Source organism: Fusobacteria bacterium ZRK30 (assembly GCA_024628785.1).
Classification (GTDB): Bacteria; Fusobacteriota; Fusobacteriia; order Fusobacteriales; family Fusobacteriaceae; genus Psychrilyobacter.
The window spans coordinates 14,607-31,157 of the sequence record CP102407.1; the positions used below are offsets into that span (position 1 = coordinate 14,607).

At 28.3% G+C, this 16,551-nt stretch carries 13 protein-coding genes; all 13 read left to right on the plus strand.

Features of this window, described 5'->3' with window-relative positions:
- Nucleotides 1–258: 258 nt before the first annotated feature.
- The 13 genes from NRK67_16805 to NRK67_16865 all read left to right on the plus strand — a co-directional run bounded on the left by NRK67_16805 (nucleotide 259) and on the right by NRK67_16865 (nucleotide 16,333).
- Nucleotides 259–1,740: a replication initiation protein gene (locus NRK67_16805; GenBank protein ID UUV20044.1), complete on the plus strand. Its 1,482-nt coding sequence runs from the start codon at nucleotides 259–261 to the stop codon at nucleotides 1,738–1,740.
- Between the two features lie 128 nt (nucleotides 1,741–1,868).
- Nucleotides 1,869–2,204 carry a thermonuclease family protein gene (locus NRK67_16810; GenBank protein UUV20045.1) on the plus strand — a complete coding sequence of 112 codons (336 nt, stop codon included), beginning with the start codon at nucleotides 1,869–1,871 and terminating at the stop codon, nucleotides 2,202–2,204.
- A 349-nt stretch (nucleotides 2,205–2,553) separates the two neighbouring features.
- Complete coding sequence (locus NRK67_16815) at nucleotides 2,554–3,252, plus strand: hypothetical protein (GenBank protein ID UUV20046.1); 699 nt, start codon at nucleotides 2,554–2,556, stop codon at nucleotides 3,250–3,252.
- 430 nt (nucleotides 3,253–3,682) lie between these two features.
- On the plus strand, nucleotides 3,683–4,693 hold the full coding sequence (locus NRK67_16820) for a PD-(D/E)XK nuclease family protein (protein UUV20047.1): 1,011 nt from the start codon (nucleotides 3,683–3,685) through the stop codon (nucleotides 4,691–4,693).
- Nucleotides 4,694–5,334: 641 nt separating this feature from the next.
- Nucleotides 5,335–8,121, plus strand: a complete 2,787-nt coding sequence (locus NRK67_16825) for a type I restriction endonuclease subunit R (protein UUV20048.1) — start codon at nucleotides 5,335–5,337, stop codon at nucleotides 8,119–8,121.
- A 142-nt stretch (nucleotides 8,122–8,263) separates the two neighbouring features.
- The gene (locus tag NRK67_16830; protein UUV20049.1) at nucleotides 8,264–8,833 is read left to right on the plus strand and encodes a hypothetical protein; all 570 of its coding nucleotides are present in this window, start codon (nucleotides 8,264–8,266) and stop codon (nucleotides 8,831–8,833) included.
- A gap of 9 nt (nucleotides 8,834–8,842) precedes the next feature.
- Nucleotides 8,843–10,627, plus strand: a complete 1,785-nt coding sequence (locus NRK67_16835) for a hypothetical protein (GenBank protein UUV20050.1) — start codon at nucleotides 8,843–8,845, stop codon at nucleotides 10,625–10,627.
- Nucleotides 10,628–10,657: 30 nt separating this feature from the next.
- Entirely contained in the window at nucleotides 10,658–12,205 is a 1,548-nt protein-coding gene (locus NRK67_16840; protein ID UUV20004.1) for a type I restriction-modification system subunit M, read from the plus strand.
- Between the two features lie 10 nt (nucleotides 12,206–12,215).
- Entirely contained in the window at nucleotides 12,216–13,430 is a 1,215-nt protein-coding gene (locus NRK67_16845; protein ID UUV20005.1) for a restriction endonuclease subunit S, read from the plus strand.
- A 395-nt stretch (nucleotides 13,431–13,825) separates the two neighbouring features.
- Nucleotides 13,826–14,377 carry a hypothetical protein gene (locus NRK67_16850; protein UUV20006.1) on the plus strand — a complete coding sequence of 184 codons (552 nt, stop codon included), beginning with the start codon at nucleotides 13,826–13,828 and terminating at the stop codon, nucleotides 14,375–14,377.
- A gap of 144 nt (nucleotides 14,378–14,521) precedes the next feature.
- Nucleotides 14,522–15,433 carry a hypothetical protein gene (locus tag NRK67_16855; protein ID UUV20007.1) on the plus strand — a complete coding sequence of 304 codons (912 nt, stop codon included), beginning with the start codon at nucleotides 14,522–14,524 and terminating at the stop codon, nucleotides 15,431–15,433.
- 334 nt (nucleotides 15,434–15,767) lie between these two features.
- Nucleotides 15,768–15,953, plus strand: a complete 186-nt coding sequence (locus NRK67_16860; GenBank protein UUV20008.1) for a hypothetical protein — start codon at nucleotides 15,768–15,770, stop codon at nucleotides 15,951–15,953.
- A 35-nt stretch (nucleotides 15,954–15,988) separates the two neighbouring features.
- A complete protein-coding gene (locus NRK67_16865; protein ID UUV20009.1) occupies nucleotides 15,989–16,333 on the plus strand; it encodes a hypothetical protein in 345 nt (114 codons plus the stop codon).
- Nucleotides 16,334–16,551 lie beyond the last annotated feature (218 nt).

The following is a 16,551-nucleotide window of genomic DNA, read 5'->3' on the forward strand; positions in this document are numbered from 1 at the left end:
GAATCAAAAAAGACAACTTGTTTATAGGTTGTTTTTTCTTTTTATATCTTTTAATGTTTTAGGAAAGCTGTAGACCAATAAAAACAAGTTATAGAAATAAGAAGAGGATACTCCATCTGACAATAAGGATACCCTATCTGACAAAGGGGATACTCTATCTGACTTTAGAGGATACTCTATCTGACGAAACACAAAAATAAAACTTGGATACTTAGAATTGTTGTGGTATCCTTTTAAAAAGAGTTTTTTGGGGGAAAAATGAATAGAAATGAAATGGTTGTACACCATAATTATTTAAATGAAAGTAAATTTACAGATTTTACAGAATTAGAATTAAATTTATTTATTACTATTTTATATAAAATGAGACATGAAAAAGAAAATGAAGTAACTTTTAGAAGTGAAGACATAAAAAATATGACAAATGCAAAAGACAGGAGTTATAAAGAGTTTGAAAGGATTTTACATTCTTTGCAGGACAGGACATTTTATTTAAAAACAATTGATGGTTATGAAAGAATCAAACCTTTTCCAACTTTAATTTTTAATAATGAAAAGAAAAAAATAACGGTAGAGGTTAATAAGCGAATGGTCCCCGTATTTAGGCAATTAAAGGAACAGTTTACTCAATATTCATTGAAAGAATTTGTGTCGTTAGACAATAAATATGGAAAAAGATTATATCAATTATTGAAGCAATATGAATCTATAGGAAAAAGAAATTTTAAATTAGATAATTTTCGAGAACTATTAGATTGTACAAATAAAAGTTATGATAAGATGTCAAATTTGGATAAAAAAGTATTGATGAAGGCTAGAGATGATATAAATGAAAAAACTTCTTTAAGCGTTGATTATGTAAAATTAAAAAAGGGCAGAAAGGTAGAAAGCGTTGAATTTACTATAAAAAAAAGTGATAAGACTACACTATCTGACAATAAGGATACTCCATCTGACAAATTAGTTAATTTAAAATTAGATATAGGAAGAATCAGTAAAATCAAGGTTTCAGAAGATGAAACAAGTATCGAAGCTAAAGAAATAAAGAAGGATAAGACTACATCATCTGACAATAAGGATACCCCATCTGACAAATTAAAGAAACAGGAAGTTAAAAAGGAAAAAATAGACGAAACCAAAGGAAAAAAAGGAATTAAAAGGAAGGTAACAAAAAAAGATAAGACTACCCCATCTGACAATAAGGATACTCTATCTGACAAATTAGAGAAAGCAATAATAAAATCTAAAAGGAACATATATGTCTCTAAAGCTTGGAATAAAAGGGTAGATAATAAGATCAGTAAAATTATAAATGAAAATGGTGAGGAATATGCACTGGATATTTTGAACCGGCTATATGTCAGTGTAAAACAGGATATAAAAACTACCTTGGTTCAATATATAAATGGGATTATGAAAAATATTAAAATAGAGGTCAAAGAAAAAGCTCTTTCTAATTTTAATAAAGTAAAGGAAGAAAAGATCAGAAATGAAAAAGAAATTAAAGGTGACAAGTCGTTACCTGGAGAAAATAAAGATGAACAAGGGGAGAATGAAAGTGAAATAACCCTAGAAGAATTTGAAGAATTAGATGAAAAAACCAGGAATGAACTAGAAAAAGAAGCTATAAAACTAACTATGAAAAAAGTAGAAATTTCTGAGAAATTTCTTTCAGATCTAAAGAAGAGATCGATGAAGATATACTTTAATACAATAAAAGCAAATATAAATAAAAAATAATAAAGATAGAAAAAAGGCTGGAATTTGTTCCAGTCTTTTTGTTAGGTAACAATTTGTTACTTAATAAAAATGAAAAGTGGTAACAAGGAGATAGATATTAAGAATAAGTAGAAAAAAGGAGGTAATCTATGAAAAAAATATTATTAATTTTTTTATTGTTTGGAACTCTGGTATTTGGGGAAACATTAGTTGGGAAAGTAATAAAAGTCTATGATGGAGATACTATTACTATTATGGTAGATGGAGAGAAAGAAAAAATTAGGTTTTATGGGATTGATTCACTAGAGATAAAACAAAGTTATGGGATTGAATCCATGGATTTTATTAGAAGTAGAATTATGGATGAAGAAGTGAAAGTAGATGTAGTTAATACCGATAGGTATGGTAGAAAGATAGGGAAGATCTATTATAACAACGGTAGATCTCTTAACCTTGAAAGTGTAGAAACAGGTAACTCATGGTAGTATGAATATTATGCCAAGAATGAGGAAGATTTGAAGTTAGCACAAGAACAGGCTAAAAGATCAAGGAAGGGTTTGTGGAGGGAGAAGAATCCAGTGAATCCGTATAAATGAAGGAAGATGCATTAGTAAGCAGGCAGCATGTAAATAGAGAGTTAAGGAGAGCGAGTGTTTAAAATATTCATTCTCCTTTTTTATTTAAATTTTAATTCCTTGTTTAACTTGTGCAAAAAATCAAAACATGAGGTACTACTATAGTATTTAAATAAATTTACATTAAATGATTTGAAGAGGTTAAAACCTCTGTTTTCAGTATAAAGTTATTAATTATAGTATGAGGAGGGATAATCAAATGAAAATACATATAAAGAGTGGTAAATTTATAGGCTCAAATTCGAATACATTTGGAAAGTTAAAAAAAGAGTGGTCATTCAGAAATTCCTCTGTGGATATTTTTGGAAGAAGTCCTTGGGAAAGGGAAGTGCCTTGGGAAATAAAATTCAAAATAGATGGTAGAAATAAGTCAAAAACCTATACAGTAAATACTGTAGATGAGACAATACCGGTTATATTTGAAGGAGGTTCAGGCATCTTAGAAGATTTAAATTATAATGAAAATGAAGAAAAAGTATTCATTATCTCCCCTCAAGAAAAAATAATTTTTGAAATGATTTGCGTAAGGGTGGTAAAAAAATTAGGGATGTTAAGTTTTGACAAGGAGTGTGCTTTGACTCAAAGTATGTTCCAGAAAGCAGTAGGGAATAAAAATAAAAAAGTAAAAAAAAATATAAAAGAATTTATGAATTTGTTTTCTCCTATTTTAAATAAAATAAATGTTGTAAAAAAAATAGATGTCCTTACTAATGATTTTTTAGTTTTTAATAATACTGATGAGGCAGAAAAATTTAAAAAATTTATATGGAAATATTTTTCAGAAGAGTTATTGTTTATATATGTCAATTTAGAAGAAAAATTTGATATGACAGAGGTTAGAGCACTTTCTGAGCAATATAACCCTGATTTAGATATTGATGAGATTATAATAATTTAATTTTATGTAAAGATCTAATCATTAGCTGAGTTATTAAAGGAATTTTTTTAGGAAATAAATAGTTTGATAAATATCTAGGGTAGTAAAAAAGTAAAAAAAATCTAATTTTAATATAAGCACTTTTAAGAGCTTAAAACTTCCTAGGTTACCACTTTATTCTAAAAAGCATTGAACTTGCTCACAGAGGATATTAGGCAGCTTAAATTACGAATTTATATATCCTTGATTCTTAAGATTAAGCTTATATTCCTATATCACCTCATTTTAAAGTAATGCCAATTGCTTAAATATTTTTCTATGTAGGCTCTCCTTATCTACCATGTTATATATTTTTTAACTGAAGGAGAGAGTCAGTGTGGATCGACATAAAGCTTATATTAAATAATATTGTAAAGTGAAAAGATAATTAGTAAAAGCATAGGGAGGATAGATGAGTATTTATAGTAGGTTGTTAAAGTTGTATAAAAACAATAGTGAAAAGACTCCTAAGGAAGATTTTACAACGGAAATCTTAGTTGGAATATTAGAAAAAAACTCAGAGTTTCTTGATGATTATGTTAATAACTTTTTAAAAATAAAAGGCGAAGGCTTTGAAATATCCTCACAGCGTTATTATAGCTTGGAGAAACAAAATGATTGTAGAGTAGATATAGTTATTGAAAATAAAGAAAAGATAATATTCATAGAAAAAAAAGTGGATTCATTCGAGGAGAATGGCCAACTAAAGAGGTACTCAGAGCTTTTAATGGGAATAGAAAATAAAATAGGGTACCTATTTTATTGTACGAAGTTCATGAAAGAAAAAAAAGTGAGTTATTCAAACTTTAGACAGTTTAGGTGGAAAGATATTTATGAATATTATAAAAATTCAGAATCGGAGCTTTTAATAGATTTTCTTGAATATTTAGAAGAGGAGAGAATAGTAATGAATAAAAAGTTTAATTTTACAGATATGCTAGTAATGGAAAATATAGTAGAAATGATTGCAAAAATGGATGAAGTTTTAGATTATGCTTCTCATTTGCTTAGTAAACACTTTGAAAAATGTATTAAACATTCTGCAAGAAGTACTCAAATAGGTAAAAATCAAATGTATTCAACCTATACACGAAAGATTTTAAAAGGTAACGGTTATTCAGATGTTGAAGCAAACTTCAATTTTAATAAAGATAAATATGAAGTTCCACATCTAGAAGTAGTTCTATGGATTGAAAATAAATCAGAGTATTATTCTCAGTTTAAAGAGTATATGGAAAATCCAAACAGTGACAACTTTAAATTAATAATAGATGAAAATAAAATGCTAATCGGAACTAGCAAGCCTATTCAAGACTTTCTTTCTTCAGAAAACCAAATAGAGGATATGAAGTATTGGTTTAAAGAAAAAATAGAAGAAATGAGTAAATTTAAACATGAAACCCGAGATTTTGGTTGGAAATAAAAGTTTAAGGTTTGTAATAGTGGGTTGAGCATTGGTTGATATTCCTCTTAGTTTTTAGGATATTCTATCATATTAAAGTTATTGCACCAGAACTCAAAAAATTATATACTCTAGATAAAAATTTAGAGAACCCACACAGGATTAGAATTAATAGTTATAGAGTACTGTTAACTAGAGGAAGAGATGGAGTTATTGTTTACATTCCTCATGGAAGATAGGTTTAATGAAACTTATGAGTTTTTAGTTGCAGCAGAAATGATTAAACTATAAAAAATGTTAATAAAGGATTAATAGATATAGAAACAAAATAAAAGATAGATTCTATATATAATAAAATCTATCTTTTTTTATCTTAAAATCCAGCTGTACACTCTTTAATTTTCGATTTTTCGATTTTTTCAACTATTAAGTAGTATTGGGAGTCGATTTTAAAGCTTTTAACCCTTAAAACTGATATAAGAGCTCATTCAAATTCTAATCTATAAATAGTAGGAAGTGAAAAAATGTTCTCACCTTTTCCTTAGTAATTTGTATATAAAATACAACGGGAGGATAAAATACATTGAAAAGGAGATAAATAAGGGATATACTCTATGTAAATTAAAAAATAAGAAGAAATTGAAATAAATAGGAGAAAATCTATGAGACAATCTGAAGCGATGCTAGAAAATAACCTAATTAAAGAATTAATATCAATTGGGTATGAAAAAATAGATGTCAAAAATGAAGAGCAGCTGATTTCTAATTTTAAAATTCAACTAGAAAAACATAATAAAATAACTTTATCAAGAGATGAGTTTAAACAAGTTATGAACTATTTAGAAAAGGGAACTTCAGTTTATAAAAGAGCAAATCTTTTGAGAGATAGAGTTAATATAATACTAGATAATGGAGAGAAAAAACATATTTCTTTTTTAAATCAAGAAAAATGGTGTCAAAATATATTTCAAGTAACAAACCAAGTGGAGATAGAAAAAGATAATTTAAATAGATATGATGTGACTATATTGATTAATGGACTGCCATTGGTTCAAATAGAACTAAAAAGAAATGGTGTTGAAATAATGCAAGGCTTTAACCAAATTGTGAGATACAATAGGCAAACAATGCAAAAGACTTTATTTGGTTATGTACAGATTTTTGTAATAAGTAATGGAGTTAATACAAAATATTTTGCTAATAACAAATCGTTGGAAAAATTGGGGAAACAAGTATTTTCATGGTCAGACAAAGAAAATAAATTAATAAATAATTTGAGTGATTTTACTAATGTTTTTTTAGAAAAATGTCACCTAGCTAAGATGATCACTAAATATATAGTGTTAAATGAGACTATGCAAGGGTTGATGGTACTTAGACCATATCAATACTATGCTGTAGAAAGAATAATAGAAAAAGTAGAAAATACAAGCAGTAATGGATATATATGGCATACGACAGGATCAGGAAAAACACTAACTTCATTTAAAGCTAGTCAGATAATTAAATCTCTTCCAAAGGTAAAAAAGGTTTTATTTGTAGTAGACAGGAATGACCTGGATAATCAAACTATGAAGGAATTTGATAGTTTTGAAAAGGGAAGTGTAGGGGGAACAGATGATACAAAGGAATTGGTAAAACATCTTTCTGATCCAAAACAAAAACTAATAGTAACAACTATTCAAAAGCTGAATAATGCAGTATCAAAGCCTCATAATATGAAAAAAATAGAGTATTTAAAAGATGAAAAAGTGGTATTTATCTTTGATGAATGTCATAGATCTCAGTTTGGGGAAACTCATAAGAAAATTTGTGATTTTTTTACAAACAATCAAATGTTTGGTTTTACAGGAACACCGATATTTGCAGAGAATTCAAATAAAAACAGGACTACAAAGGATCTATTTCATGAGAGACTTCACACTTATACTATTCAGAATGCTATAGCGGATGATAATGTCTTGGGATTTTCTATAGAATATATCGGGAAATATGAAAAGAAGGACTCGGCTACAGAGATAGATATTCAGGTAGAGGATATAGACGAGAAAGAGATTTTGGAATCTGAGGAAAGGATAGAAAAAATAGTAGATTATATTATAGAAAATCATGACAGGAAAACTCATACTAAAAACTATAATTCTATTTTTGCAATCACCAATACTAAAACTTTGATAAAATATTATGATACTTTTAAAAAGAAAAATCATAATTTGAAAATAGCTACTATCTTTAGTTTTGAAGCAAATGAAGATATCAGAGAAGAATCACACACACAGGATCTTCCTGTAGAATATAAGAGGGAAGCACTGGGAAGAATAGTGGAAGATTATAATGAGGAATATGGTGAAAATATTAACCTAAAGGTAAATGGTGGATATAACAATTATTTTGTAAATTTATCAAATAATGTAAAGGCAAATAAGATCGATATACTTTTGGTAGTAAATATGTTTCTTACGGGTTTTGATAATAAAAAATTAAATACACTGTATGTAGATAAAAATCTTAAATATCATGGATTAATACAGGCTTTTTCCAGGACTAACAGACTAGAAAGTGATGCTAAAAGTCATGGAAATATTGTATGTTTTAGAAATCTAAAAGCTAAAACAGACGAAGCTATCAGGTTATTTTCTAATGATAGTCCCACTGAAAACGTATTGATGAAAACATATGAAGAATATTTAAAATCATTTAATTTTAAGGCCAAAGAACTATTAAACCTGGTTCCAGAAGTACAAGATGTAGATGGGTTGATAGATGAAGAAGATCAAAAAACTTTTATAGAGATATTTAGAAATCTGGTAATGAGTAAGAATAAGCTGGAAGGATTTGTAGACTTTAAATTCAGTGATTTGGGTATAGATGAAGATCTCTTTGAAAAATACAGGGGAAAATATCTGGATCTCTATGAGAAGGTAAAAAATAGAGGTAAAAAGGAGAAAGTGTCTGTATTAGATGAGATTGATTTTAAATTGGATCTATTGACCAGAGATATTGTAAATGTAAACTATATCTTGATGCTCCTAAGAAAATTAAACCCTAAAGGAAAAGAGTTTGTAAAAGACAGGGAATTTATTCTGGGGAAGATGGAGAGTATGCCAAATCTAAGAAATATAAAGGATTTGATAGAAGAGTTTATAGATAATCATTTGGATGGAATTACAACAGAAGAGGAATTTGATGAAAAGTTTGAAGAATATATTGAGGTAAAACGAAAGGAAGAATTAAATGAGATCCTGGAAAAAGAAGAACTAATGGAGGAGCCTGTAAATAAGTTTATAGATTATTTTGAATTTACCGGTAAAGATGATAAAGATGAAATTTTAAAAAGTTCTTTTAGGGAAAAAGTGAAATTTAGAGAAAGAAGAGCTAAGACAGAGAGGGTCAAGGCCAGGGTACTTGATTTTGTGGAGAAATTTAATAGTTTACATATAGGAATATAGAAAATTATGAAAGGGAGCGAGAGCTTCCTTTTTGTAATTTATGGAAAATTACTTAAAAATGGATTGACTTTTCAAATGATTTTAGATATAATATTAGTAAGTAATTTATGGAAAATTACAAATATGAGGGGGTGATTTTGGAATGAAATTAGAAGAATTGTGTGATATTAAAATAGGAGTGCAGCTTCTGAGACATAAAATAAAAGAGAAAGAAGAAGAGAAAGAAAAATTAAAGAAAAAATCAATATCTTTGAAAAGTATAGAAAACTTTGGTCTATCTGAAGAGAAAATAGAGGAGATATATTTAAAAAAAGATGTATCCAGTGAATATTATACAAGAAAAGGAGATATACTTTTGAAACTAGCAAAGCCTAATGATGTAGTGTCTATATCAAATGAAATTGGAATAATAATACCTCATCATTTTGCTATATTAAGAATAAAAGAAAATATGGAAGTAGATCCAAAATATCTATCTTATTTACTAGGATCTAATAAAATAAAAAGGCAAATAAATAAAACTTTAGAGGGAGGAAGTGTAAGTATATTGAAAACCTCGTATCTAAAGGGGCTAGATATAGAGATTCCTAATTTAGAAACTCAAAATAAATATAGGAATTTTTGGGATTTGATAAGTAAAAAATCTAAATTGCTGAAAAAAAAGTGTGAATTGATGGATAAATATAACAGTAAATTATTTGGGAATATATAGGAGGAGATTATGTATACTTCTAAAACTAAAAATGATGATTTAAAAAAATGGTTTGAAATGAAAGAAAGAAAAAGAAAAAAATATAACAGTTCTGTTTGGATACCATTAAAATCTAAAGAAACTATAATTAAAGAAGGAAAAATGGGAAATGTTGGATTTAAAAAAGAATTTTTATATAATGGATCTATTGCTTTTCCAATAGATAAAAAAGAAGAGGCTGTTAAATTAAAATGGATGGATATAGGGATTAATAATCAAAAAAGTTGGTATGATGATAAATATTATCCTTGTGATATCTATGAAAATCCATATAATAATCTAAAAGGAATACATTTAGTTTTAGAACAAGAAGTAATTAGAGAAAATTACAGAAGGTGGTATTTACATCAAGATTTAATTTTTGCTTTAAAACTTGAACAAATTAAAGATAGTTGGGTTTGTCCAGAAGAAAATTATTCAGAAGTAGCTAGATTAAAAAGAGATGAGGAAGGAAATCCAATTCTTATAGAGATAAAATCTGAGTATTTAAAAGATTATTTGTGTGCTAGAAATATGGGATTATATATAACTTCTTATGCTGAAAGAAGTTTGTGCCATGAAGATGATGATTTAATTATAGATGAGGAAAATGAAGATGACATGATAAAGCACGAAATTTATACTCGTGAAACTTATGAAGGCGGTTTCCCCTTTGGAGAAGAGATAGCTGTATTTAATACCTGGAGAACAGATGTGAAAGAATATGACGAAATTCCTGACTTATCAGCAGAACCCTCAGATGAAAATATTGAACAAGTTAATTATATAAAAAAATTTGAAGGGAAAAAGGTTTTAACTACATATAGCAGACTTTGGTTTAATGAATGGGTAGAAGCAGGAAAATTAAGTCCAAGAGTAAGAGGAGATTATATTGACTCAAATGTTGAATTTATAATAGATGCTTCTGGGAGTAAAATTAAAGGTAATGATTTAAGAAGTTGTGGAAAATGGCTATGGTTTAAACCTGAAGTAATCAGTCATTTATATAATCAACGCGATGGAAAGCTTGAATTTTATAGTCAAAATACAGGTGTAATATCTTATCTTTATAGCTATGATACTATTTTTGGAATAAATGATTTAGGCTATATTAATGTTTATTCAGAAGATATATGGATGTTGTCTGAATTAGAAAAAAAATTGTGGAGTTCGTACAACATTACTCCTGAAGGAGGAATATCAAAAGAACTTTATATGTCTCAGGTACTAGCAAAATCAACTAATACAAGTGCACCAGATTTTTATTTAGAAAAACTTCTTACTAATTTAAATAATCTCTCATCTAGTTTATTTGGAATAAAATTATTTAGAGAACATTTTGAAATATCTAAAATACTTAAAACAATACATAGGTTTAGAGTATTTAAAGAGGATGATATTTATGATTTATCCAAAGATATAGCAAGAGTAATTATTGATGACTTAAATAAAGAAGAAATTTTAAATATATTACCTAAAAATAAGGAATATAAAAAACTAGGTTCTATTAAACTTTTAGAAAAAGTATTGGAATTAAAGATATCTAATGATGATGTTAGAAAAATAACTAAACCAATAGTAGGAATATATGAATTAAGACACTGTTCGGCACATCTTCCTAGTTCTGAAAAAGACAAAATATTTAACTTGGTTGAAATAGATAGAAATAAACCTTATATTTTTCAAGGGTATGAGTTGATATTAGATTGTGTTAAAAGTTTGAGTAATATAGAATATATCTTTAAAAATTGGAATAGATTTAAAGATAATATATAAAAAAATAAAGATAAATTTTGGAGGAATAAAATGGAAACAACACATAAAGCAGAATTGGAAAAAAGGTTATGGGCAATAGCTAATGATCTGAGAGGACAAATGGGAGCAGATGAATTTCGTGATTATATCTTGGGGTTAATATTTTTTAAATATTTATCTGAAAAGATAGAGACATATCTGGATAAAGAATTAGTAGAAGATGAGATTAAATTTAGAGAGGTAAAAGACAAGGAATTATTGGAGGATCTGCAAGATGAAGCCCTGGATATGTTAGGATTTTATTTAGAACCTAAATATCTATTTAGAAATATAGTGGCTGATGCCAAGGAAGATAAATTTATATTGGAAGAACTCCAAAGTGCACTTAGAGAGATAGAAAAATCAACTATGGGAAGTGAGAGTGAGGAGGATTTTTCTGGATTATTTGAAGATTTGGATCTGTCTTCATCAAAATTAGGAAACTCTGAAAAAAAGAAAAATGAACTTATCTCAAAGGTATTAATTCATTTAGGAGAGATTGATTTTAACCTTGAAAACACTGAAATAGACGTTTTGGGAGATGCCTATGAGTATCTGATAGGTCAGTTTGCAAGTGGGGCAGGAAAGAAGGCAGGGGAATTTTATACACCTCAACAAGTATCAAAGATATTAGCTAAATTGGTAACATTGGGAAAAGACAAGATAAAGTCAGTTTATGATCCTACCTGTGGATCTGGTTCATTATTACTTAGAACATCTAAGGAAAGTGAAGTGGGACATTTTTACGGTCAGGAATTAAATAGAACTACATACAATCTGGCTCGTATGAATATGATATTACATGACGTTAAATTTAGTGATTTTGACATTAAATTAGATGATACTCTGGAACACCCACAACATCTGGATAAGAAGTTTGAAGCAATTATTGCAAACCCCCCTTTCTCTGCAAAATGGAATGCTGATAATCTAAAATTATCCGATGAGAGATTTAGTCCCTATGGAAAGTTAGCACCTAAAACAAAGGCAGACTTTGCATTTGTACAACATATGATTCACCACTTAGACGAGAATGGAACTATGGCTGTGGTATTGCCTCACGGGGTATTATTTAGAGGAGCAGGAGAAGGAATGATAAGAAAGTTCCTAATCGAAGAAAGAAACTACCTAGACGCAGTAATTGGCCTTCCTGCTAATATATTTTATGGGACATCTATTCCAACTTGTATCCTGGTACTAAAAAAATGCAGAGAAAGGGATGACAGTATTTTATTTGTAGATGCAAGTGGAAAAGATTGTTTTGAAAAAGCTAAGAATCAAAATTATTTGAGAGATTCTGATGTAGATACAATTATTGAAACATATAAAGAAAGAAAGGAAAAAGAAAAATTCTCACATTTAGCCAGCTTAGATGAGGTAAGGGAAAATGACTATAATCTAAATATCCCAAGGTATGTAGATACTTTTGAAGAGGAAGAGGAAGTAGACCTGGAAAAAGTGGCAGATGAGATAATAAAGATAGATGAAGATATGAAGGCTATAGATGAAGAGATCAAGAAATACTGTGAAGAGCTTGGAATAAAAGCTCCAATGGTTTAAGGTGGTAGTGATGAAAAAATTACAACCAGAATTAAGGTTTAAAGAATTTAGTGGGGACTGGGAAGAAAAGAAGTTAGGAGAAGTTTCAAAAAATACAATGTACGGAATGAATAGTTCTGCTATTAAATATGATGGGAAACACAAATATATAAGAATAACAGATATAAATGAGAATTCAAGAAAATTTTCTCCTAGACCTTTAAGTTCTCCTGATGGAAATATTGAAGAAAAATTTAAGTTAATAGAAAATGATATTTTATTTACTAGAACTGGGGCTAGTGTAGGAAAAACATATATATATAATAAAGAAGATGGAGATTTATATTTTGCAGGGTTTTTAATTAAATTTAATATTGATAAAGCAAATTCTAAATTTATATTTAATTCAACATTAAAAGAGAAATATAATAAATGGGTATCAATAATGTCTATGAGATCAGGACAACCAGGAATAAATGCAGAAGAATATAAGAGTTTAAGATTAAATTTACCAACTATCTCAGAACAAGAAAAAATAGCTAATTTTCTCTCATCTATGGATGAAAAAATTCAGAAATTAGAGGGAAAAAAGGAGAAGCTAGGAGAATATAAGAAGGGAATAATGCAGAAGGTCTTTTCACAGGAGATTAGGTTTAAAGATGAGGATGGTCAAAGTTTTCCTGATTGGGAGGAGAAGAAGTTAGGAGAAATAGCCCATATAAAAAGAGGTGCTTCACCTAGACCTATAACTGATCCCAAATGGTTTTCTGATAAAAAAGAAGTCGGATGGGTTAGAATATCTGATGTTAGTAAATCCAATAAATACCTCAAAGAAACATTACAATATCTTTCGGATGAGGGAATTAAAAAAAGCAGATATATTGAACCTGAAAATATGATTATGAGTATTTGTGCAACTATTGGAAAGCCAATTTATACAACTTTTCCAGTATGTATTCATGATGGATTTATAGTGTTTGATAAATTACAATCAAATAAGGAATATTTATATTATTTTCTACAAATGATACAAAAAAGATGGTATAGATATGGTCAACCCGGTACTCAAGTAAACTTAAATTCCGATATAGTTTCATCAGAAAAAATACCTTATCCTTGCCTTGAAGAACAAGAAAAAATAGCTGATTTTTTATCTTCTATGGATGAAAAGATCGAGAAGGTTAAGGGAGAGATAGATAGGATGGAGGAGTTTAAGAAGGGATTGTTGCAAGGGATGTTTGTGTAGGGTTTTAAATTTTATTTCTTTTTATGGTAATTTTTATTATAAGAGCCAGGTAATTGTTTTATGAGATAGAGGCGGAGAAAGACAAGCTAATATGTGAAGAGATAGTAGCATAAAATATTATTAAAAAAATGACCTCCTAGGATTAATTTTAGGAGGTCATTTTATATTCACGGCTTATCATCTATATATAAGTCCTATAACTAAAATATATGAATAAAATTATGATGATTATATATTTAGATTAGGACAAAAATGTCGCAATCTAAATTGACCTTATTAGCAGAGTTGAAATGTTAAATTAAATTGTAAATAAATGGTACTAAAACTTAGAAAAACTGAGAAAATAAGGTATACTTGTAGTGGTAAAACCTTTATAAAATAGGAGGTGAAAAGCTTTGAACATCGATATGATATTAACTCAAAAAGAGATGTATTTTAAAATGGCTGACGAAATGCATCAATTAGCGGAAATAATTTCAAAAGAATACCTTTTAAGTTTCTGTGAAAATGATTATATATATAATATAAAATATGCAACAATGAAAAATGAATTTTTTAAAATATCTAACTTAGAAATAGATAGTGTATTTAAAAAAATTGAAGAAGAGATCTCAGAGATAAATGAAAGTAGAATCAAAAACTATTTTGAAAGATGCCACAGGTATTGGACTGCTATTCAGAGTAATCTTAAGCAGATTTTCAGATATGACTTGAAGAATATTTTAGAAGAAGTTCAAAGGCTCAGCTCTGAAATAGATAGGATAAAAGTAAGTGAAAAAAACAGTAACAAATTGAAGCAAAGAATAAAAAAACTATTTAAAAAATTTTTTAGTAAAATTGAATTAATATTGGGAATACCAGCAAATAATTTCAAATATTTTGAACTTTATAGTTTAGGATATTGTCATCAAGTAGCAACGGAACAATTTAGAGTACAACTAAACTAAACCTCCTGAATAGAGAGGGCTTTTAATATGCCTTCCTTTTGATTATGAGTATTTTAAGATCAAAATTTATTCAGGGGGATTTTATATTTTTTGAAAAATATATTACTTCCCTAAGAGAAAAACAAATACAGGGAGGTTTTTTTGATGGAAAAAAACCAGGTTGATTTTTTCAATCAAGGGCCAGATACTGCAAGCTTGGTTATTGAAACTCCTTATACAAGAGATACAATATTGAGTTTAAGGTCAGAGCACCCAATGTTGAAATCAATTATTAAGGTGCAAATAAATAAATTTGGAAATATAAAGTTGGTTTTTCAAGTGAGTAAATTCGTTGATAACACAAGGCTAGTCAATGATGTAGAACTTTTTATTGAATATGTGGAGAAATGTTTGAAAATCCTCAAAGCGAAAGTGCTACACCTGGAAAGGATAGACATAGCTCTAGATAGTAGGAATAAACTTAATAACTATAAAAAATTAGCTAGACTGATAGTGTTGTGTGTAGCTCAAAAGAAGAGGATAAGAACAGCTTTTAGAGTAGAAAATTTAACGGATCTGGAGGAGAAAACCGTTAAATTGAGGTCAGATAAGTTTGAAATGACTTTTTATTCTAGGGAAGATAGAGGGATCCATAGTGCTAAAAGTAGATTGGAAATGAGATATAAGAGGGAAGTTGAAGAGAAGTGGAAAAGTCAGATAAGAAATAGGATCAAAGAAAGCACCGGCCTTTTTACAAGGTTGAATATAGAACTTAAAACGGTGGAACGGATAATAGTGAGGGCCTTGAGTGAAGAGTATAAAACTTTTATAGAGGAAGGTATCATAAGAAGTTTTACTGATTATATTGTTAAAAGGGAGGGGTTTATTTACACCAAAACTATATTTGATGAATTATATAAGATCTCTGGATTGAAGGGAAACTCAAATAATTGGCTAAAAGATCATAGGTCAACCAGAAAAGGTGCTTTGAACTTTATCAGTTTCAGGGATGTGAATGACTTTTCTTCAAAGGCTAAAGCAAAGTTAAAGCAACTGAAATCTAATCCATCCCCTTAAATGCAGAAAATGAAATTTAGTAAAATCTTCTTTAGGGAATGAATATTAAAGGCTGGGAAAGTTTTAGGGGAAATACTTTGACAAGTAAGGATAAAAGAAAGAAAATTTATTAGCCTTAGCTAAAAAAGCTGATTGGAATTTGCATATAGGGGGGGATTACCCCCCTATATGCAAAAAAATAAAAACCTTTCATTTCTTATGTAACTACTAAAAATAAAGGTGTAGAGGACGTTTGAAGTGAGTATTTTTGACTTAGTGTATAGGAAGTGTATAGGAAATAAATATTTAAGGTATTTTTTATAGTTTATTACAAAGAAATTTTAGGAGGAATAAAATGGGAACCTACGTAGCAAACCAAGAGAGAATAAATTTAAATAAGAGAAGAATTAAAAAACTTCTAACAGAGAACCCAGGTATTAACAACAGATCTATCCAAAAGCAAGTAGAGATATCTCATATGAGCTACTATAGACATTATAGTGAGTATGTAAGCGAAGTAAGAAACCAGATGTTTAAATAGGGGTAGATTGAAAGGAATATTAAGGAGGAATAAGAATGGATTTAAAAATAAAAGAATATAAATGTACTGAAAAACATGGAGGAGATAGGATGAAATGGTTAAACATAGAAGGTATCAAAAAAATTAAAACATTAGAAGAATTTGAGAGATGGGAAAAAATAGAAGAAGAAAAAGAAGAAAAGTTTGATTATAAAAAAATGACAACACTGGAAAAGATTAAGAATCTAGAAGATGCTAAAAAAATACATAACAAATTAGAAACAGATGATAGAATCATAGAAATAACAAAACATTATAAAGGTAACAAAGAAGAAATGATAGAAGTAGTAATTGAAATGAGAATTAACGGTAACATTGAGCGAAAAATTTTGATTAATTAAAAATTAGAGTATAATCAAAAATCTCAGTTTTTATCCCTAAGAAGATTTAGTCTAATAAAGATTAATTTTCTTAGGGAGTTTTATTTTTACAAATAAATTTTAAATCTTCTGATAAATTTATCGATAGTGAATATTGTACGTTCTTTTTTATTTAATAAATTGACAAAATGATGGGGTAAAAAATGATGACCCAGAAAAAATGTAACTTTTTGTAATAA